Here is a 15670-nt window from a genome sequence, read left to right on the forward strand (position 1 = left end):
TCAGAATCCCTGGTAGAGGAAAGGCGGCTGGCGGGACACGTAGTAAAGCGAGGCGACGACGAGGACCGAGATGTAGCCCGCCTGTACCCAGCCGGGACGCCAAAGCCCGCGCAGGATGGGGAGCCCGTAGCTCTTGTTCTCGTAGGTCATGATGGCGGGCCGATACCGCCGCATCAGTTCAACGCTGTTCGGGCAGCAATAGATGATGAAAAAGGCGCCCATGAGCATCAGTACCGGCTCTTTCATGTCGAAGAGCGACCGCGCGTCGAAGGCCAGCCCAAACATCTGGCTATACAGGTGGAAGCCGCCGCTCACGCTTTCCGCCCGGAACATCGCGAGGCTGAGAAGAAGCGGCAGGAAGAACACTGCGCGTTCGATTGTGCCCACGACAAGCGGGGATGTCGTCTTCTTGTATGATTTGTACCATTTTGAAGCCCGGATCTCGGTTTCCAGCGCAATGAAGAAACCGTGCATCAGCCCGAATACGACGAAGGTCCACAAGGCGCCGTGCCACAGGCCGATGATCTGGAAGTTGATCAGCATCGGCAGCCACAGGCTGACGAGGTGAGCGGGTATGGGGGCGAGCCGGTTGAACATCGCGTAGCGCGTTCCGGCAACCGATAGCGGCGTATAGAGAAAGCGCGCGATCACGCGGGTCAGCGTCATATGCCAGCGGCGATAATAGTCGATGAAGCCGTTGGCCTTGAACGGTGAGAAGAAGTTGATCGGCAGCCGCAATCCGAACAGGCGGGCGAGGCCCAGAGCCATGTCGGAATAGCCGGAAAAGTCGAAATAGAGCTGGCCCATATAGGCCAGGGCACCGATCCATGCCTGGATCGGGCTGATCTCCGCACCGATATCCGCTGCGCCGAAAACGATATCGACCGTCGGCGCAAGATTGTCGGCGACGACCACCTTCTTGAACATGCCGATCGAAATGAAACCCAGCCCGACTGCCAGATCGATCGGGTTCAGGCGAAGAAATCGCTTGGACTGAATCTGCGGATTGAACTCGCTGATATAGGTGATCGGGCCGATGACGAGCTGCGGGAAGAAGCTCACAAAGGCGCCATATCGACTGAATGCTCCCAGAACTGTTCTGGACGAGGTCAGCTGACCGAGAAACTGACTGACGTTTTTCTCGCGCGAATAGGCGTCCGCGAGGAAGGCAGCGCCATGAAACGTGTAGAACGATATGCCCGCCGGGATCGCCAGACCCGCAATGTCGATGCCGAATCCTGCGCTCGGGCCAAATAGCACGGTTACGATCTTATACTTGAAGTAGCACAGGGATATGAGGTTATATGCCTGTCCAGACAAATAAATCGTTCTCCTGCTCTTGTTGCTGTCACTCAAGTAAGTGATGGCGACGGCGACGGAGAAGTTTACGATCAGCGCCAGGACCAGAAGGATAGCGGAGGCCGTGCCGAAAGGGATGTAGAAGATGACAGACGCAATGAACAATATTGCGAGAGCCGAATTTTTGCCGCGGAAATAGGCAATAGTATAGAAAACCGCCAGCGTTATGGGCAGGAGTACAAACAGAAAAAGGGGATCGGTGAAGATCAATTCTGTTTTCCTTCAGTCTTCATCGAAAAGTTCACTGTGACGGGCGTGCCACATGGTTCCAGGGTAAGATGCCTAAGCAGGGGGACAGTACAAAGCTCGTTCTCACGCTGGAATTGGGCATTGGTATATTCTGGTGCCAGCTAGGAGAGGCAATTACTCAAAATGGGTATCGCAAAAAGCGAATTGAGTGGGGAGGCGGTCTGTTCGTTGCTTGCCAATAGGCTGCTTCCGGAGTTCCAAATCCAATGGCGCGCTGTTTGCCGTCCGCCCTATGTGTCGCCTGGCGTGTCGGGCGGCGTCCGCAAGCCTGCATCCGGCCACCTGCGCTGGCCCCGTCACTCTTTTTCTGCCTATAATCAGCCAAGCAAGGGCCGACGGACTAGGCTGGGCAAAGGCGGACTGGGGGCGGAATGAAGTTTGATGGCAATCTGGATATGGACAAGTGGGCGACCCGTTTTCACGAACACTATGGCCGCGACAGTCGACTTGAGAAGGAGTTCCTGCTTACCCGCGGGCTCGTGATCGCTGCGCGGCGCTGGACCAGCTATGTCGATGGCCTCGTCAAGCAGCGTACCGGGATTTCGCGCGCGCAATGGCAGACCTTGTCGTCCCTGATGCATTGCGAGGGCCCGGTGACGGTCGGCGACCTTTCGCGCAACATGCACGTGAAATGGCCGACCGCGATCCGGGTGCTGAAGGAACTGGAGGCGCTTGAACTGATCAGTAGCGAGCCGGACCCTGCCGACGCGCGGGCCAGATTGATTGCCATCACGAAGGAAGGCGAGCGCATCATGGAGGAAGTGCGCGAGGTGCTCGATCCTACCCGAGCGAGAATTCTGGGCGCGCTTTCCGATGAGGAGCTGGTGGCCTGTACGCGCATGCTCGGGGTGCTGATGCGAGAGATTGGCGAGGCAATGGAGGGCGGCAACGCGGGCGAGTGAGGCACGTCTTGCACCCAATTATGTAGTATGCGACATAATTGCAAAACCGCTTGGGAGAGAAAGACCATGAAACTACGCAGCCTTGATGCCAACAGCCCCGGTCGTCGCGCGAACTGGAAGGCACTTGGCCTGTCCAAGGAGGACATGGAAAAGCCCAAGATCGCGGTGGTCAATTCCTCCAGCGAACTGGCGATCTGCTATGCTCATCTCGATGGCATCGCCAAGCTGGTGAAGGAAGCGATCCGTGAGGCGGGCGGGGTGCCGTTCGAGGTCCGCACGGCTGCGCCCAGCGACTTCATCACCGGCGCGGGCAAGTCCGGTTCCTACATCCTCGCGGGGCGGGACATCATCGCCAACGATATCGAGGTTCAGGTCGAGGCTGCGTTGCTCGATGGCATGATCTGCCTGACCTCCTGCGACAAGACCCCGCCGGGCCACTTGATGGCGGCAGCGCGGCTCAACATCCCGACGATCCTCGTGATCGGCGGCTACCAGCAGGCGGGCGAGATCGACGGCGAGCCGGTCGACGTGGAAGACGTCTGGTCGGGGCAGGTCGGGGCCATCTTCGGCAAGAAGCCGAAGTTCCCGATCCCCGACATGGCCGAAAATGCCATTCGTGGCCCCGGCGTCTGCGCAGGCATGGCAACGGCCAATACCATGCACTGCGTGGTCGAGGCGCTCGGCATGGCGCTGCCTGGCCATGCGCCGGTGCGCGGCAATTCGCCCAAGATGCAGGCCAATGCCAAGGCTGCGGGCAGGCGCATCGTCGAAATGGTGATGGAAGACCTGCGCCCGCGCGACATTCTTACGCCTGCCGCGTTCAAGAATGCCGTGGCGACGGTGCTGGCGGTCTCCGGCTCGATCAACGCGATCAAGCACTTGCAGGCGACCGCGATCGAGGCCGAGAACGGTGTCGACGTTTTCGCACTGTGGGAGGAGATGAGCGATGTTCCTGTCCTCTCGCCGGTGCGACCGACCGGGCATATCCGCATCGAACAGTTCGAGGATGCGGGCGGCGCTCGCGCCACTTTGAAGCGCCTGTTGCCGATGATTGACGGCAGTGCACTAACCGTCTCCGGCAAGACGCTGGCGGACAATCTCGCCGATTACGAGATCGAGGGGCCGGACGTGATCCAGCCGCTCGATAATCCGGTGGGCAAAGGCCCTGCCATCGCCATCCTCAAGGGCAATTTTGCCGATACGGCAGTGGTGCGCCTCGGCGTGCGCGACGGCTCGCGGCCCGAGGAATTTACGGGCCCGGCGCGGGTGTTCGAGGATACGGCCACCTGTATGGATGCGATTAAGACCGGCGTTATCAAGGAGGGCGATGTGATCGTCAGCCGCAATCAGGGACTCAAGGGCGGCCCCGCAATGGGCGGCGGCGCGTCGCTGGTCCTGTTTGCGCTCGATGCGGCGGGGCTCGCCAAGACCACCGCCTTCGTCACCGACGGGCAGCTTTCGGGGCTGTGCCTCAAGGGGCTGACCGTGGCCGAAGTCTCGCCCGAAGCGGCGACCGGGGGGCCGATAGGGAAGGTGCGCGATGGCGATGTGATCACGATCTCGGTTGCAAACCGCAGCATCGATGTGGCGCTTACGGCGGAAGAGCTGGCCGCGCGCGAAGGTGTTGGGGTGCGGGTGCCGGCCTCGGGCTATCTCGACAACTTCCGCCAAGCGGTGCGTGGTATGGAAACCGGTGGCGTGCTCCTGCCCGAGAAGAGCTAGAGTCTCCTGATCCACCTTACTCCCTTCCCATCGGGGAGGGGCTGGGGGCTCAACGCTGGCGTGGAACCCCCATCCCACCCCTTCCTCACAGGGGAAGGGCTTTGTCAGTCGATACGATCAGGCGACCGTAGCCGCCTCGCTACGGGCTTCTTTCACCGCCGCATCGTCGTGCAGGTGTGCGCCCTGATCGCGCAGCGTGCGGCGAATCTCGTCGACGTTCACCGCGCGCGGTTCGATCCCGGCATTGGCCGCCAGCGCCGCGCCGACACCGGCGGCATGGCCGGTCAGCCAGCACTGCGGGATCTCGCGCATGAAGCCGTGGCTGTTCGCGTCGCAGCTGATGTGCCGCCCGCCCACCAGCAGCCCGTCAAGCGCGCGCGGCACGAGGCTGCCATAGGGCACTGACACCACCGGGAACTTGGGGCTGATCGAGGGCGACACGCCAACCTCGTCGGCCGCAGGCGTGCCCTTGGGCCAGTCCGCCCGCTCGATCCGGCCTATGCCGCCGAGCCTGCGCGTATGGCGCACGCCCAGCTGGCTTGCGCTTTGCAGCGAATAGACGTTCTCGAAGCCCGGCGCGTGCTTGCGGAAGAACTGGCAGTGCCCCTCCATCAGGCGGTGGCTGCGGATTTCCACTTCAGTCATATCGTCGACATCAAGCGCGCTGAGGCCCGACTGCCTCGGCCCGAGGAACAGCGCGATGTCGGGCCGCCAGCTGACATAAGGCGTCTGGAAATAGCCCAGTTCCTCGCGGCCTCGGTTCATCAGCTCGGTGAGCTGTTCGGGATAGAGCACCTTCCAGTTGATCCAGCGGTCCATGTTGACCCCGCCGAGCACCCAGCCGGTGTTCATCGAGTGGTGGACGTCGCCTTCCTCGATATCGGTATCGAATTCGGCCCCGGCGCGGGCGAACATGTCACCATCGCCGGTGGTGTCGACCACCACCTTGGCCTTGATTGCCTGCCGACCCGCTTTGCTCTCAAAGATCACGCCGCGCGCGGCCCCGTCTTCGATGATCGGGCGCGCGGCCCAGGCGTGGAACACGATCCGCACCCCTGCTTCGAGCAGCATCTCCTGCGCGTTCAGCTTCATCCGCTCGGGGTCCAGCGTGGGAGCCCATTGCACGATGCCGTGGAAGGCGGTGGTGCGGTGGCTCCAGTAGGCGACCTTGGCCTCTTCGCGCGCCCCCCAGTCCTCCATCGGCGGACCGGCGACGCCTTCTTGGGGCATGCGGTCGATGAATTCGCGGGCAAAGCCACGGATTACATGGTTGCCGCTCCAGTCGGTCATGCGGTCGATCCACATGACGAGTCCACCGGTGGAAAGCCCGCCGAGGCAATTGTACCGTTCGACCAGCGTTACATCGGCCCCGGTCTTGGCCGCCGCCCATGCAGCCGCACAGCCGGCCGGGCCGCCGCCGACCACGACCACGTCGGCCTTATGATAGACGTCGATATCGCGCGCATCTTCGCGAATCGTTCCGCCGCGGGCGGGTGGGGGCAAGTTGCGCTCTTGCGAACGGAACACATCCGAACCGAGGAAGCGTTCTTCGGAATGGCCTTTAACCTGCTGTAAGTCTGGTATTTGTGGTTTTTTGGTTTCGCTCACGACTTGCCTCTTCCTGTCGCTCCAATTGGCTGGAGCTGATCTGATCTCTCACCATGTCTGGTGGATTGATTGCATGCGCTCCGCATAGGCTCTTGCGCGATAATGTACCAACCTACATAATGTCTGTGGCTCTGACTACCCGGTCAGGGGCTGTCAGAGCATCGCCCAAGCAAGGGCGGCATCAGGATGAGGCACTGCAGAAAGGATAACCAGCTATGATTGAGGCAAAACCCCTTTCGCCGCGCTTCGGGGCCGAGATCACGGGCGTCGATATCAGCAAGCCGCTGGATCCCGAGACGATCCAGCAGATCATCGCGATGCAGGACAAGTGGGGCGTCACCGTCTATCGCGATACCGGCCTCGACGACGAGGGCCAGGTCCGGTTCGCGGGCTATTTCGGCTATCTCGAAAGCTTGCCCCCGCGCGATGGCCGCCCGCGCCAGTTCCTGTTCAACGCGGGCAACCTCGACAAGGACGGCGAGATCAACCGCGCGCCCAGCGCCCTGACCTATCGCAAGGGCGACATGATCTTCCACACCGACAGCTCGTTCATGGACCTGCGCACCAGCTATTCGATGCTGCGCGCGGTGGAAGTTCCCCCCAGCGGCGGGCCGACCTGCTTCGTCGACGCGCGCACCGCCTATGACGATCTGCCCGAAGACGTGAAAGCGAAGATCGCCGACCTCGAATGCGAGCATTCCTTGTGGTGGTCGCGCAAGCAGGGCGGGGCCGAGATCACCCGCGAGATGATCGAGGAGCGCCATCGCCCGGTGCACAAGCTGGTTCACATCCACGCCGGATCGGGCCGCAAGATGGTCTATGCCGGCGCCCATTGCTATCGTGTGGTCGGCTGGGGCTGGGAGGAAAGCCGCGAGCTGATCGACTATCTCAATGCCCATGCGACGCAGGACAAGTACATCATCTCGGTCGACTATGCGGTGGGCGATATGGTGATCTGGGACAACCTCGCCTGCCTTCATCGCGGCGCCGGGTTCAACTGGGATGAGCGCCGCGACATGCGCCGCGCCACGGTGCGAGAGGCCGACGCACCTGAGCAGCCTGACGATCCCTTCGGCGAGCTGTTCAGCAACGCCCCGCCGATGTCGCGGCTCGACAAGGTCGGCTAGATCGCGGCGTCAGGTCTCGGGCGCCATCGTCACCGCGTTGGCGATCAGCCGGTCAAGTTGTGCGCGCAGGCGTTCGAGGTGAACGGGCCGCAGCCCCTCGATCATATGCGCATTGCGTTGTTCGGAATCGGTCAGCATCAGCCGGTAGACGCGCCGCCCCTTCGCGGTGAGGTCGAGGCGGCGCGGGCCGCCGGAGGCGTCCTCGGTGCGCACGACCAGACCCGACTTTTCAAGCGCGTTGAGTGTTCGGCTGAGTTGCCCCTTGTCCACGCCGATATGCTGGACAAGGCCAGCAAAAGGAATAGCGGGTCGTTCGGCCATATTGACCAGCACGCGCCATTCGAACTGAGAGGCGCCAGCCAGCCGCTTGAAGGCGGCGGTGGCCGTGCGCAGCACTGTGTTGGCAAGATTGGACAGCAGCGGATGTACGCGGGTTGCAAACTCGGTCTGCGCGGCGGGCAGTTCTGACGGTTCGCCTTCAGACCGTGCCAGAGCCAGCTCTTCAGCGAGCAGCACATTGGCCCGCCCTTGCAGGTGAATGAGCATGGCCACCAGTTCAATGATCTCGCCTGTTTCCAAGCCGCGCAACAGGCGCGCCTCGCGCTGTTCGGCGATGACGAACAGCTGCTTGCCCAGCTTCTCGCCCTCAGAGGTCAGAGTGTAGGGATCGCGCTGGCGCCTGGTGTTGACCAGTCCATCCTTGCGCAGCGTGGCAAGCCCGCGACTGACCTGGGCCATATCGCTGCCCAGCGTATAGGCAAGTTCGAACACGCGACTCTCGCGATTACGAAAGAGCGCGAAGAGGATGCGTCGGGCGAAGGCGTTTTCAGGTTCGAGCCCGGCAAAGTCGGTGCGGGCGCTCTGTTCGAGGAGCCGTTTCAACACCAGGATGCGCGGCGAGAGCAGGTCTTTCTGAATCCCTGCCAGCAGCGCATGGTCGCCATTCTTGTCGCCAGCCATTCGCTCGTTCATCCCTCATCGCCCATGGATCTTGCGCAGTTCGGATATTCGCAATTGGCGGGAGGAGCAAATCACCGAACCGGCGCCAGCAGCTCTTCTTCACGAGCTGCTGGCGCCGCGCACCGGGGAGGACGGTGCAATCCGATCAGAACCGGGCGCGGGCCCCGAAGGTGAAATAGCGGCCGATGGTGTCGAAATAGACCGGGTTGGTCGGGAACTGGAATTCCGGCACAATCGGCGGATCCTTGTCGAGCAGGTTGTTGATCCGGGCGAACAATTGCAGCCCTTCGCCGTCTTCCCAGTTGGGGCCGACATTGAAAGTGCCAAACAGGTTCAGGTAGAACCGGCTCGGCACCGAGTTGTCGGAAATGCTGTTGCGCTGGGTCGGGCCGTAACCGTCCTGGCCGGGGCCGGTGTAAAGCGCGTTGAGCAAGCCGCTGGCGATGTAGCGCCCCTGCAAGGTTGCCGTGAAGCGCGGGTTGACCAGCGTGACGAAGGTGTTGGCGGTCCAGTCGGCCGACGCATTGCCCGCCGACCCGCCCGTCTGGCCCGAGCGGTCGATGAGCTGGCCGAACGAAAGCGTGGAAAGCTCGTCCACATAGGTGGCGAGCGCGCGCAGGATCAGCTGGTTCCCGCCGCCAAGGTCGGAGCGATACTCGGCTTCGAAATCGAACCCAGTGGTGCGCAGCTCCTCGAGGTTGAGCGAGACGTTGCGGACTTCGGTCAGCGCATCGCCGGTGGTGATGGTGCCATCGTTGATCAGCGCGCAGGCCGCCTCGCGCCCGCCGAAGCACTCGTTCACGATGTTCTGTGCGCCGCCGGGCGGGCTGGAGATGTAATCCTTTACCGTGATGTCGAAATAGTCGACCGAAAGCCGCAGGCCTTCCAGCGCGCCGCCGGGGCTGAGGATTGCACCCGCGCCCCAGGTGTCGGCCTTTTCCGGGCGCAGGAACGGGCTGCCGCCGCTGAGCAGCGAGGGGTTGTTGCCAGCGCCACCCTGGAATGGGTTGGAGATGGTGCTGAAGGCGGAGGCCGAGGACAGGAACAGCTCGGCGAAGTTGGGCGCACGGATATCGCGCGAGCGGCTGAGACGGAAGCGCAGCCAGTCGGTCGGTTCCCAGTTGGCGCTGAGCTTCCACGCCGTTGCATCGAACGAGTTGGAGACATTGGTGCGCAGATAGCTGCCGAAGCCGTCGATCTGGTAATGGGTCTGCCGGATGGCTGCGTTGAAGGTCAGCGCTTCAGCCATCGGCACATCTGCCAGCAGCGGCACCTCGACCTCGGCAAAACCCTCGATCACCTCGGTCTTGCCGTTGTAGTCGGCACCAAAGTTCTGGAAATAGGCGTAAAGGTTTGAGAGGTCGTCGTGCGTGACATCGATCTTGTCGATCCGGTATTCGGCGCCGAAGGCAATGCCGACGTTGCCGCCCGGAGCCTCGAACAGGCTGCCGCTGACACTGGCCGCGACCACGTGCTGTTGCAGACGGATATCCTCGATCAGGTCGCCGTAGATGTAGTCTTTCGCCGCAGGGTCGTAATTGTTCTCGCCGAACAGGTTGAGCGGCACGCACCCTTGCGCGGCGGCCCTTAGCGCGGGATCGTCGCTCAGCAGCGCGCGGCAGGTCGGCTGGCCGGTTGACGGATCGACCACAGCGTCGGCGGCGAAGTAGAAATAGGCGTTCGACTGGGCGATGGTCGCCGGATCGGTGACCGGATAGACCGCGGCGCCGACGACGAGATTGTCCTGCACCACCTGCAAACGGTCGGTCCGGCTGTACTGGTAGTAGCCGTTCCAGTTCCAGCCGCTGCCGAACTCGCCTTCGAGCCCGCCCGTGATGCGATAGGTGTCGGCATCGGAGGTGCTGTACCCGCGTGCCAGATCGTTAAACAGCCGCGCCATCGTGAAGGCGGCAGTGTTGTTCGCAGGGCGGGTCAGCGAGGCGGGACCGGTCGGCGGAGCCGTGTTGGTAAAAGTGTTGCGGATCGCGTCGGGGATGAATGGATTGTCGGCAAAGATCGGGATCGCGGTGTTGAAGAACGAGGTCTGCAACAGTTGCCCGTCGACATGCCCATAGGTGCCATCGATGAAGGCTGTGAGCCCCTCGCTCAATTCGTAGTCGAAATGCGCGTTCACCGAATAGCGCTCCACGGGAACGGTGATGTTGGCGTCGATATAGGCGGGCACGATGTCGCCGCCGACCTGGAACAGCGCGAAACTCGGGCTGCCGACGTTGAATGGTACGGGATCGCCGTTGGCATCGAAGGTGATGCCGCCAGTGCCGAGCAGCCCGGCATAGGGCCCGCGCGTCACCACGCCGCCGCTGTTGAAGTTCAGCCCCGCGTTATCGTTGCTGCGCACGTAGTTGGGCTGGCCATTGCCGGCTGCGTAGCCAAGGTTGGTGACGACCGCGCCGGGCGTACACCAGTCGCGCTCGAAGCAGTTGCCGATGCCTTCCTGCTTCGACCATTCGCCGCCAATCACGAAGTGCCCGCGATCACCGACGCGAGTGCCGAAGGCGGCGGCGGCGTGATAGCGTTCGCCGTCGCCGCGCTCGGACACGCCGACATCGGCTTCCAGCTTCAGACCTTCGAGGTTTTCGTTGAGGATCACGTTGACCACGCCGGTGATCGCGTCCGAGCCATAGGCCGCCGAAGCGCCGCCCGAGACGATTTCGGTCCGCTCGATCAGGATCGAGGGCACAAAGTTGAGATCGACCGAGCCTTCGCGCGTGGTCGGCGCAAAGCGGCGGCCGTTGACCAGCACGAGGTTGCGCGTGACGCCAAGTCCGCGCAGGTTCACGATCCGCGCGCCGACGTTGAAGCTGCCAAAACCCTGCGTTTGCGGCCCGGTGGTGTCGCGGAACGAGGGCAGTTCGGTGATCGCTTCGGCAATGTTGGTGACGCCGCGGCGTTGAAGGTCGTCTGCGCCCAGCGTGGTGACGGGGGCGGGGCTGTCGAAGGTGCTTCGCGCGATGCGCGAGCCGGTCACCACGATGGTGCCGTCCTCCTCGCGGTTCTCGTCCTGTGCGAGGGCGGGGGTGGCGGCGCATGCCGCGCAGGCTGCCAGCAGCGTGGCACGGAATTTGGGTGCGGTTCGGCTAGTCATCTTTGTTCCCTCCCACATCGGCACCGCATGGATCGCGGGAGGGTATCGAGACGCAGGTCGCAGGTTTCCCTCGCGGACCACGCGCACCCCCAATGTCGGACGAAAAGCCCGTCTCCCCCGTTATTGACACCTGCAAGCGCCATTTTTCTCAAGGACTTGAGTCCTCGTTGGAATCATCTTATTTGATTTAATCAATGTCAAGTGGCATTTGCTTAGTGAAGTTTGAATGGGATTATGGCGTGATATCAGCAAAAACCCACTATAAAGGCGCAAATATGTTCAGATAATAGCTGCATTATATGAATGATCTACATGTTTGCACGTAGCTTCTTCCCACTTGAGATTGACTAGATCAACAAATCCTTCTAGCGAAGAATAGCGAATCCGGCCCGGTAACAGATGGGGTCAGATGCGGGGCGAGGATAGAGAATTGCGTTTTATCAGAGTCTTGGATGTCGCAGTCGGGTCTGCTTTGGTCATTGCGGGAACCGCCTCTGCCCAGACAATCACGGAGCAGAGCCGCGAGTCGGCATATGCTGAGATCGCGGGGCTGCCAGCCTTCGAAGGCGTGTGGCAGCCTGACTGGTCTGCCATCACCAAGCTGCGCGCCGCCGAGGGAGAGGCTCCGCTCACCCGGCAGGCGCGTGCAACCATAGACGCCTTCAACGCCGCCAAGGCCAAGGGCGAAAACATCCAGACCGAAGGCGCAAACTGCCGACCGACCGGGATGCCGGGCGTCATGCGCTATCCTTATCCGATCGAGTTCATTTACTCGCCCGGAAAGGTGAACATCGTGATCGAGACTCACAGTCAGCTGCGCCAGATATTCACCGACGGGCGCGCATTGCCCGCCGACCCGGATTTTCTCTTCAACGGCAATTCGGTCGGCCACTGGGAGGACGATGTTCTGGTGGTCGACACCATCGGTTTTTCACCGCTGATCTCGTTGATGTCGGGCCTTCACCCGACGCAGCAAACGAGGATGCAGGAGCGCATCTATCTCGAGAATCCGGAAAAGCTGGTGATCGACACCACGATCACCGATCCGGAGCTGTTTACCCAGCCTTTCACCACCACCGTCTCCTACCGGCTTGAGCCCGATTGGGACCTGCGCGAGTACATTTGCCAGGAAAACAATCGCGACGCGGCCGATGAAGACGGTCGCCCCAGTATGAATCTCGGGTTCGATGAACTCGACTAACCGATCAGGTCCAGGAGCCATCATGAAACGTTCAGCTATCGCACTCGCCACCGCCGGACTTCTTGCGCTTGGGGCGACCACGTCGTCGGCGCATCACTCCACTGCCATGTTCGAATGGGGTAGCGCGGTCCCGCTCAAGGATGCGACTGTAACCCGCTGGGAGTGGACGAATCCGCACACCTTCCTTTACGTCACCGCGAAGGATGGCAGCGGGCAGACAAAGCGCTGGGCCTTCGAGGGCATGAGCCCGAACCACCTCAGCCGTGCAGGCTGGTCGCGCAGGACGCTAACGCCGGGCGATAAGATCGACGTGACCTATTACCCTTTGCGCGATGGCCGCAATGGCGGCTTCAACGTGACGGTCACCTTTCCCGACGGGCGCACGCTGAACCAGCTCGAGTTCTAGTCTGCGTCGGCCGCCTCTGTTCCGGCTTCAGGCTCTGGCGCAGGTGAGGGCGGTCTATCCTGCCACGCAACTTGCCGCCCGCGTTCGAGGCCGTAGGCGTAGAGCTCTCGCATGAAATCCTGGTCGAAGAGGTCGTGGTCACGCTCGTCGTAGTCCTGGCCGATATAGGTCAGGCGGAATGTCGCGCCGACCGCCTGGCTCCAGACATAGGCCGAGTTCACCCGGTCTTGCAGGCTGGCAAAGAGTATCACATCGATCGTGCGCGCAGCGATATCGGGAAGCGAGCCATTGATCATCTCGAAGTCACCGGCCATCTTGCCGTTCACCAGCAAGTAGAGTTCGGCTTGCGGCCCGGCCCGGCCGGTCTGCCCATCGGCAATCGAGGGCGTCGCGAGCAAGGTGGCGATGGTGCTGCCGTCGACATGCAGTTCGCTGATCACGCGGCCCTCGATCTGTGTTTCGATCAACACGGGCGGGAACGCCACCGGAACCGAACTGCTCGCGAGCATGATGCGCCGGAACAGGTCATAGCGGTCGGGTGCCTGGCTGGCCGCGATTGCCCCCATGTCCCAGATGGCATTGCCGGGACGATCGAGGTTGACGGTCCCCACGTACAATCGCCGCCCCAGGCGATGCTGTTCGGCCACTGCGTCGATCAAGGCATTGGTGGCGAACCGCGCAATCAGCTCTTCGAGCGGACCGGTGGTCGCGGCGCTAGAGGAAAACGGGATCGCCAAAGGAAAGCGCGGTTCGTAGATATCGTCGGGCGTGATCTGGGTATAGGCGGCGGTCAGCTTGTCGTCGTAGTCGGGGCCGAGTAGCGCGAAGGGCGCGATCAGCGCTCCGGTGCTGACACCGGTGACGATGGAAAACTGCGGGCGCTCGCCCGACTGGCTCCAGCCGTTGAGAAAGCCTGCGCCATAGGCACCCTTATCCCCGCCGCCCGACAGCGCCAGCAATCGCCGCGGTTCGCCCTCAGGTGGGGCGGGAATGGCCATCTGCTCGATCAGATCGGGCGCGTCAGCCCAATAGCGGACCTGCGGCATCTCGGGCAGCTGCGCGGCTTCCAGTTGCGTCGCGGTGAAAGGCTCGCGGTCGAGACTGGCGCAGCCGCCGAGCAGCAACAGGGGGACGAGCAGAAGCAGGGCAATCCGCTGTCGCAGCCAAGCGTGCGAGGCATATGCGACAATCATCGTGGTATTGCGCCGCGCCATTCCTGTCTCCGCCGTCGCCACTGTCAGCGGTAATGGCCTGCTGGCCTATCTGCAACAGGCTGGCTGGCGCCGTCCCCGCTCTCAGGCAGGGGAGAGCCGGTGCGTGCCTCGCGCTACGGCCAGCCGATGGGTTCCAGCCACCTCGCGCGACCGCTCGAAGCGCGCGGGCACGAACAGCCATTCGTTGACGACGCGATCGGGAGTTACGTCCAGCACCATGTAGCCGCGCTGACTGGTGTCGCACCAGGCAAGCTCGTCGCAGGCGGCAACGAAACTGGCGGCGATGTCTGACGGGTCACCACGCACCCGCTTGTCGATCCCGAGCGATGACACGCCCGGCACGGCGAATTCGACGCCAACGGGGCGCCCCTCGTGGTCCAGCTCGAAGGCCCAGGCATTGTGGCTGTCGCCCGCGAGCACCACCATGTCGGCACCGGCGGCCTCTGCGGCATCATAAAGGCGCGCGCGCGCAGCGGGATAGCCGTCCCACTTGTCCATGCTGGAAGGAATTTGGTGTTGCGCAAGGCGCGCGCCGAAGGCCATTTCAGCCAGATCGTCGGCATCGGGTGCATTGTCTGCGGTGAACCACGAGGAATAGTCCTGCGGCGTCATCATCTGTCCCATGATGACCTGTTGCGCCACGATCTGCCACGGCTTGCCCTCCGCCACCGAAGCGGCGAGCCCATTGGCCAACCATTGCTCCTGCTCGGCACCGAGCATCGAGCGGCTTTGATCCGCCAGTGGCCCATCGCGGAAAGCGATGGCGGCCTCGTCGAACGAGCCGCCGTGCTGCTTCATCCATTCATGCAGCCTGAGCTGCTGCGAACGGCCCACCAGCCGGGTTTCAAGGCGGAACAGCGTGGCAAGATCGCCGATATCATAGCGCGTATAGGGGCTCGGCCGCATGGGCAGCCATTCGTGGAAGGCCTGGACGCCCGCAGCCATCCGCGTGCGCCACGGCCCTTCAGTCGCCTCATCGTGGTTGTCGGCGCCGTCGATCCAGCTGTTGTTCACCGTTTCGTGATCGTCCCACATCACGATGATCGGATAACGCCGATGCAGTTCCTGCAAGGCGCGGTCCTGGCGATAGCTGGCGTAGCGCTGGCGGTAGTCTTGCAGGCTCACCGTCTCGTGCGGCGGTTCGATCCCGCGTGCTTCGGCCATGCCTTCCACCGCGTCGGACCGGGTTAGGCGCGATTCGTAGATGTAGTCGCCCAGATGGATCAGCAGGTCGAGATCGTCGCGTTCGGCTGCATGGGCATAGGCGTTGAACCAGCCAGAGGTGGCGTTCGAGCAAGAGAACACCGCGATTTTAAACTCATCGAGATTGCCGGTTGGAAGGGTGCGGGTGCGGCCGACCGGCGACATATCGCCGTTGGGAGCGAGGAAGCGGTAAAAATACCAGCGGCCCGGTGCGAGATCGTCGGGCCGGGCGTGGCAGCAGTAGTCTGCATCCGGCGTCGACAGCACCGCTTCGCGCCCGACGATCTGGGCGAAGTTTTCGTCGGCCGCGATCTCCACCGTGAGCCAGGTCGCTTCCCGGTGCGGCGCGACATAGCGCGTCCACAAGGTGACGCTGCGCTGTTCCGGATCGCCGCTAGCTACCGAATGGGTGAAGCCCGAGGCCTCGGCGGCTTGCAAACCGTGAGGCACCAGCAGCGCTGGCCCCAGGGCCGAGGCGCGCAGCAGCGAGCGGCGTGAGATTCCCTGAATGGACGGCAGGGGGAAAGGCGTGTTCATGCGGGGCGCCTAACAGCCTCGCATGACACTTTGGTTGCCGCAGGTGGGAGGCAGGGCGGCGACGTAAGAAAAGATA

11 protein-coding genes are annotated in these 15670 nt (G+C 62.6%); 5 read left to right on the forward strand and 6 right to left on the reverse strand.

The window, feature by feature from the left end:
• Positions 1-1569, reverse strand: coding sequence for an MBOAT family O-acyltransferase (locus tag ABDJ38_RS06165; RefSeq protein ID WP_346784203.1), 1569 nt, complete (start codon positions 1567-1569; stop codon positions 1-3).
• Between the two features lie 410 nt (positions 1570-1979).
• Between ABDJ38_RS06165 and ABDJ38_RS06170 the strand changes: the two genes are divergently transcribed.
• Positions 1980-2510, forward strand: a complete 531-nt coding sequence (locus ABDJ38_RS06170) for a MarR family winged helix-turn-helix transcriptional regulator (protein ID WP_346784204.1) — start codon at positions 1980-1982, stop codon at positions 2508-2510.
• A gap of 66 nt (positions 2511-2576) precedes the next feature.
• Entirely contained in the window at positions 2577-4232 is a 1656-nt protein-coding gene (locus ABDJ38_RS06175; RefSeq protein ID WP_346784205.1) for a dihydroxy-acid dehydratase domain-containing protein, read from the forward strand.
• A gap of 117 nt (positions 4233-4349) precedes the next feature.
• Here ABDJ38_RS06175 and ABDJ38_RS06180 read toward each other — a convergent pair whose 3' ends face one another.
• The gene (locus tag ABDJ38_RS06180) at positions 4350-5840 is read right to left on the reverse strand and encodes an FAD-dependent oxidoreductase (RefSeq protein ID WP_346784206.1); all 1491 of its coding nucleotides are present in this window, start codon (positions 5838-5840) and stop codon (positions 4350-4352) included.
• A gap of 215 nt (positions 5841-6055) precedes the next feature.
• On the opposite strand from ABDJ38_RS06180, the gene ABDJ38_RS06185 reads away from it, so the two are divergent.
• The gene (locus tag ABDJ38_RS06185) at positions 6056-6967 is read left to right on the forward strand and encodes a TauD/TfdA dioxygenase family protein (protein ID WP_346784207.1); all 912 of its coding nucleotides are present in this window, start codon (positions 6056-6058) and stop codon (positions 6965-6967) included.
• Between the two features lie 9 nt (positions 6968-6976).
• Here ABDJ38_RS06185 and ABDJ38_RS06190 read toward each other — a convergent pair whose 3' ends face one another.
• Together ABDJ38_RS06190 and ABDJ38_RS06195 are read right to left on the reverse strand one after the other, a co-directional pair.
• Positions 6977-7927 carry a MarR family winged helix-turn-helix transcriptional regulator gene (locus ABDJ38_RS06190; protein WP_346784208.1) on the reverse strand — a complete coding sequence of 317 codons (951 nt, stop codon included), beginning with the start codon at positions 7925-7927 and terminating at the stop codon, positions 6977-6979.
• A 145-nt stretch (positions 7928-8072) separates the two neighbouring features.
• Positions 8073-11033: a TonB-dependent receptor plug domain-containing protein gene (locus ABDJ38_RS06195; RefSeq protein WP_346784209.1), complete on the reverse strand. Its 2961-nt coding sequence runs from the start codon at positions 11031-11033 to the stop codon at positions 8073-8075.
• A gap of 568 nt (positions 11034-11601) precedes the next feature.
• Here ABDJ38_RS06195 and ABDJ38_RS06200 point away from each other — a divergent pair.
• Both ABDJ38_RS06200 and ABDJ38_RS06205 read left to right on the forward strand, forming a co-directional pair.
• Positions 11602-12234 carry a hypothetical protein gene (locus ABDJ38_RS06200; protein ID WP_346784210.1) on the forward strand — a complete coding sequence of 211 codons (633 nt, stop codon included), beginning with the start codon at positions 11602-11604 and terminating at the stop codon, positions 12232-12234.
• Between the two features lie 22 nt (positions 12235-12256).
• Positions 12257-12640: a DUF6152 family protein gene (locus ABDJ38_RS06205; protein WP_346784211.1), complete on the forward strand. Its 384-nt coding sequence runs from the start codon at positions 12257-12259 to the stop codon at positions 12638-12640.
• On the opposite strand, the gene ABDJ38_RS06210 is transcribed toward ABDJ38_RS06205, so the two are convergent.
• Positions 12637-13854 (reverse strand): patatin-like phospholipase family protein, encoded by a 1218-nt coding sequence (locus ABDJ38_RS06210; RefSeq protein WP_346784212.1) that lies wholly within the window; start codon positions 13852-13854, stop codon positions 12637-12639. The two genes, ABDJ38_RS06205 and ABDJ38_RS06210, sit on opposite strands and share 4 nt — an antisense overlap.
• Positions 13855-13935: 81 nt before the next feature.
• Complete coding sequence (locus ABDJ38_RS06215; protein WP_346784213.1) at positions 13936-15594, reverse strand: alkaline phosphatase D family protein; 1659 nt, start codon at positions 15592-15594, stop codon at positions 13936-13938.
• Positions 15595-15670 lie beyond the last annotated feature (76 nt).

The organism is Aurantiacibacter flavus, from assembly GCF_039710615.1.
GTDB lineage: Bacteria > Pseudomonadota > Alphaproteobacteria > Sphingomonadales > Sphingomonadaceae > Alteraurantiacibacter > Alteraurantiacibacter flavus.

Bases quoted from the DNA above. Each gene is read 5' to 3' on its own strand.
- ABDJ38_RS06175 (WP_346784205.1), top strand. From the start codon at position 2,577: ATGAAACTACGCAGCCTTGATGCCAACAGCCCCGGTCGTCGCGCGAAC.
- ABDJ38_RS06215 (WP_346784213.1), bottom strand. From the start codon at position 15,594: ATGAACACGCCTTTCCCCCTGCCGTCCATTCAGGGAATCTCACGCCGC.
- ABDJ38_RS06170 (WP_346784204.1), top strand. From the start codon at position 1,980: ATGAAGTTTGATGGCAATCTGGATATGGACAAGTGGGCGACCCGTTTT.
- ABDJ38_RS06185 (WP_346784207.1), top strand. From the start codon at position 6,056: ATGATTGAGGCAAAACCCCTTTCGCCGCGCTTCGGGGCCGAGATCACG.
- ABDJ38_RS06210 (WP_346784212.1), bottom strand. From the start codon at position 13,854: ATGGCGCGGCGCAATACCACGATGATTGTCGCATATGCCTCGCACGCT.
- ABDJ38_RS06205 (WP_346784211.1), top strand. From the start codon at position 12,257: ATGAAACGTTCAGCTATCGCACTCGCCACCGCCGGACTTCTTGCGCTT.
- ABDJ38_RS06195 (WP_346784209.1), bottom strand. From the start codon at position 11,033: ATGACTAGCCGAACCGCACCCAAATTCCGTGCCACGCTGCTGGCAGCC.
- ABDJ38_RS06190 (WP_346784208.1), bottom strand. From the start codon at position 7,927: ATGGCTGGCGACAAGAATGGCGACCATGCGCTGCTGGCAGGGATTCAG.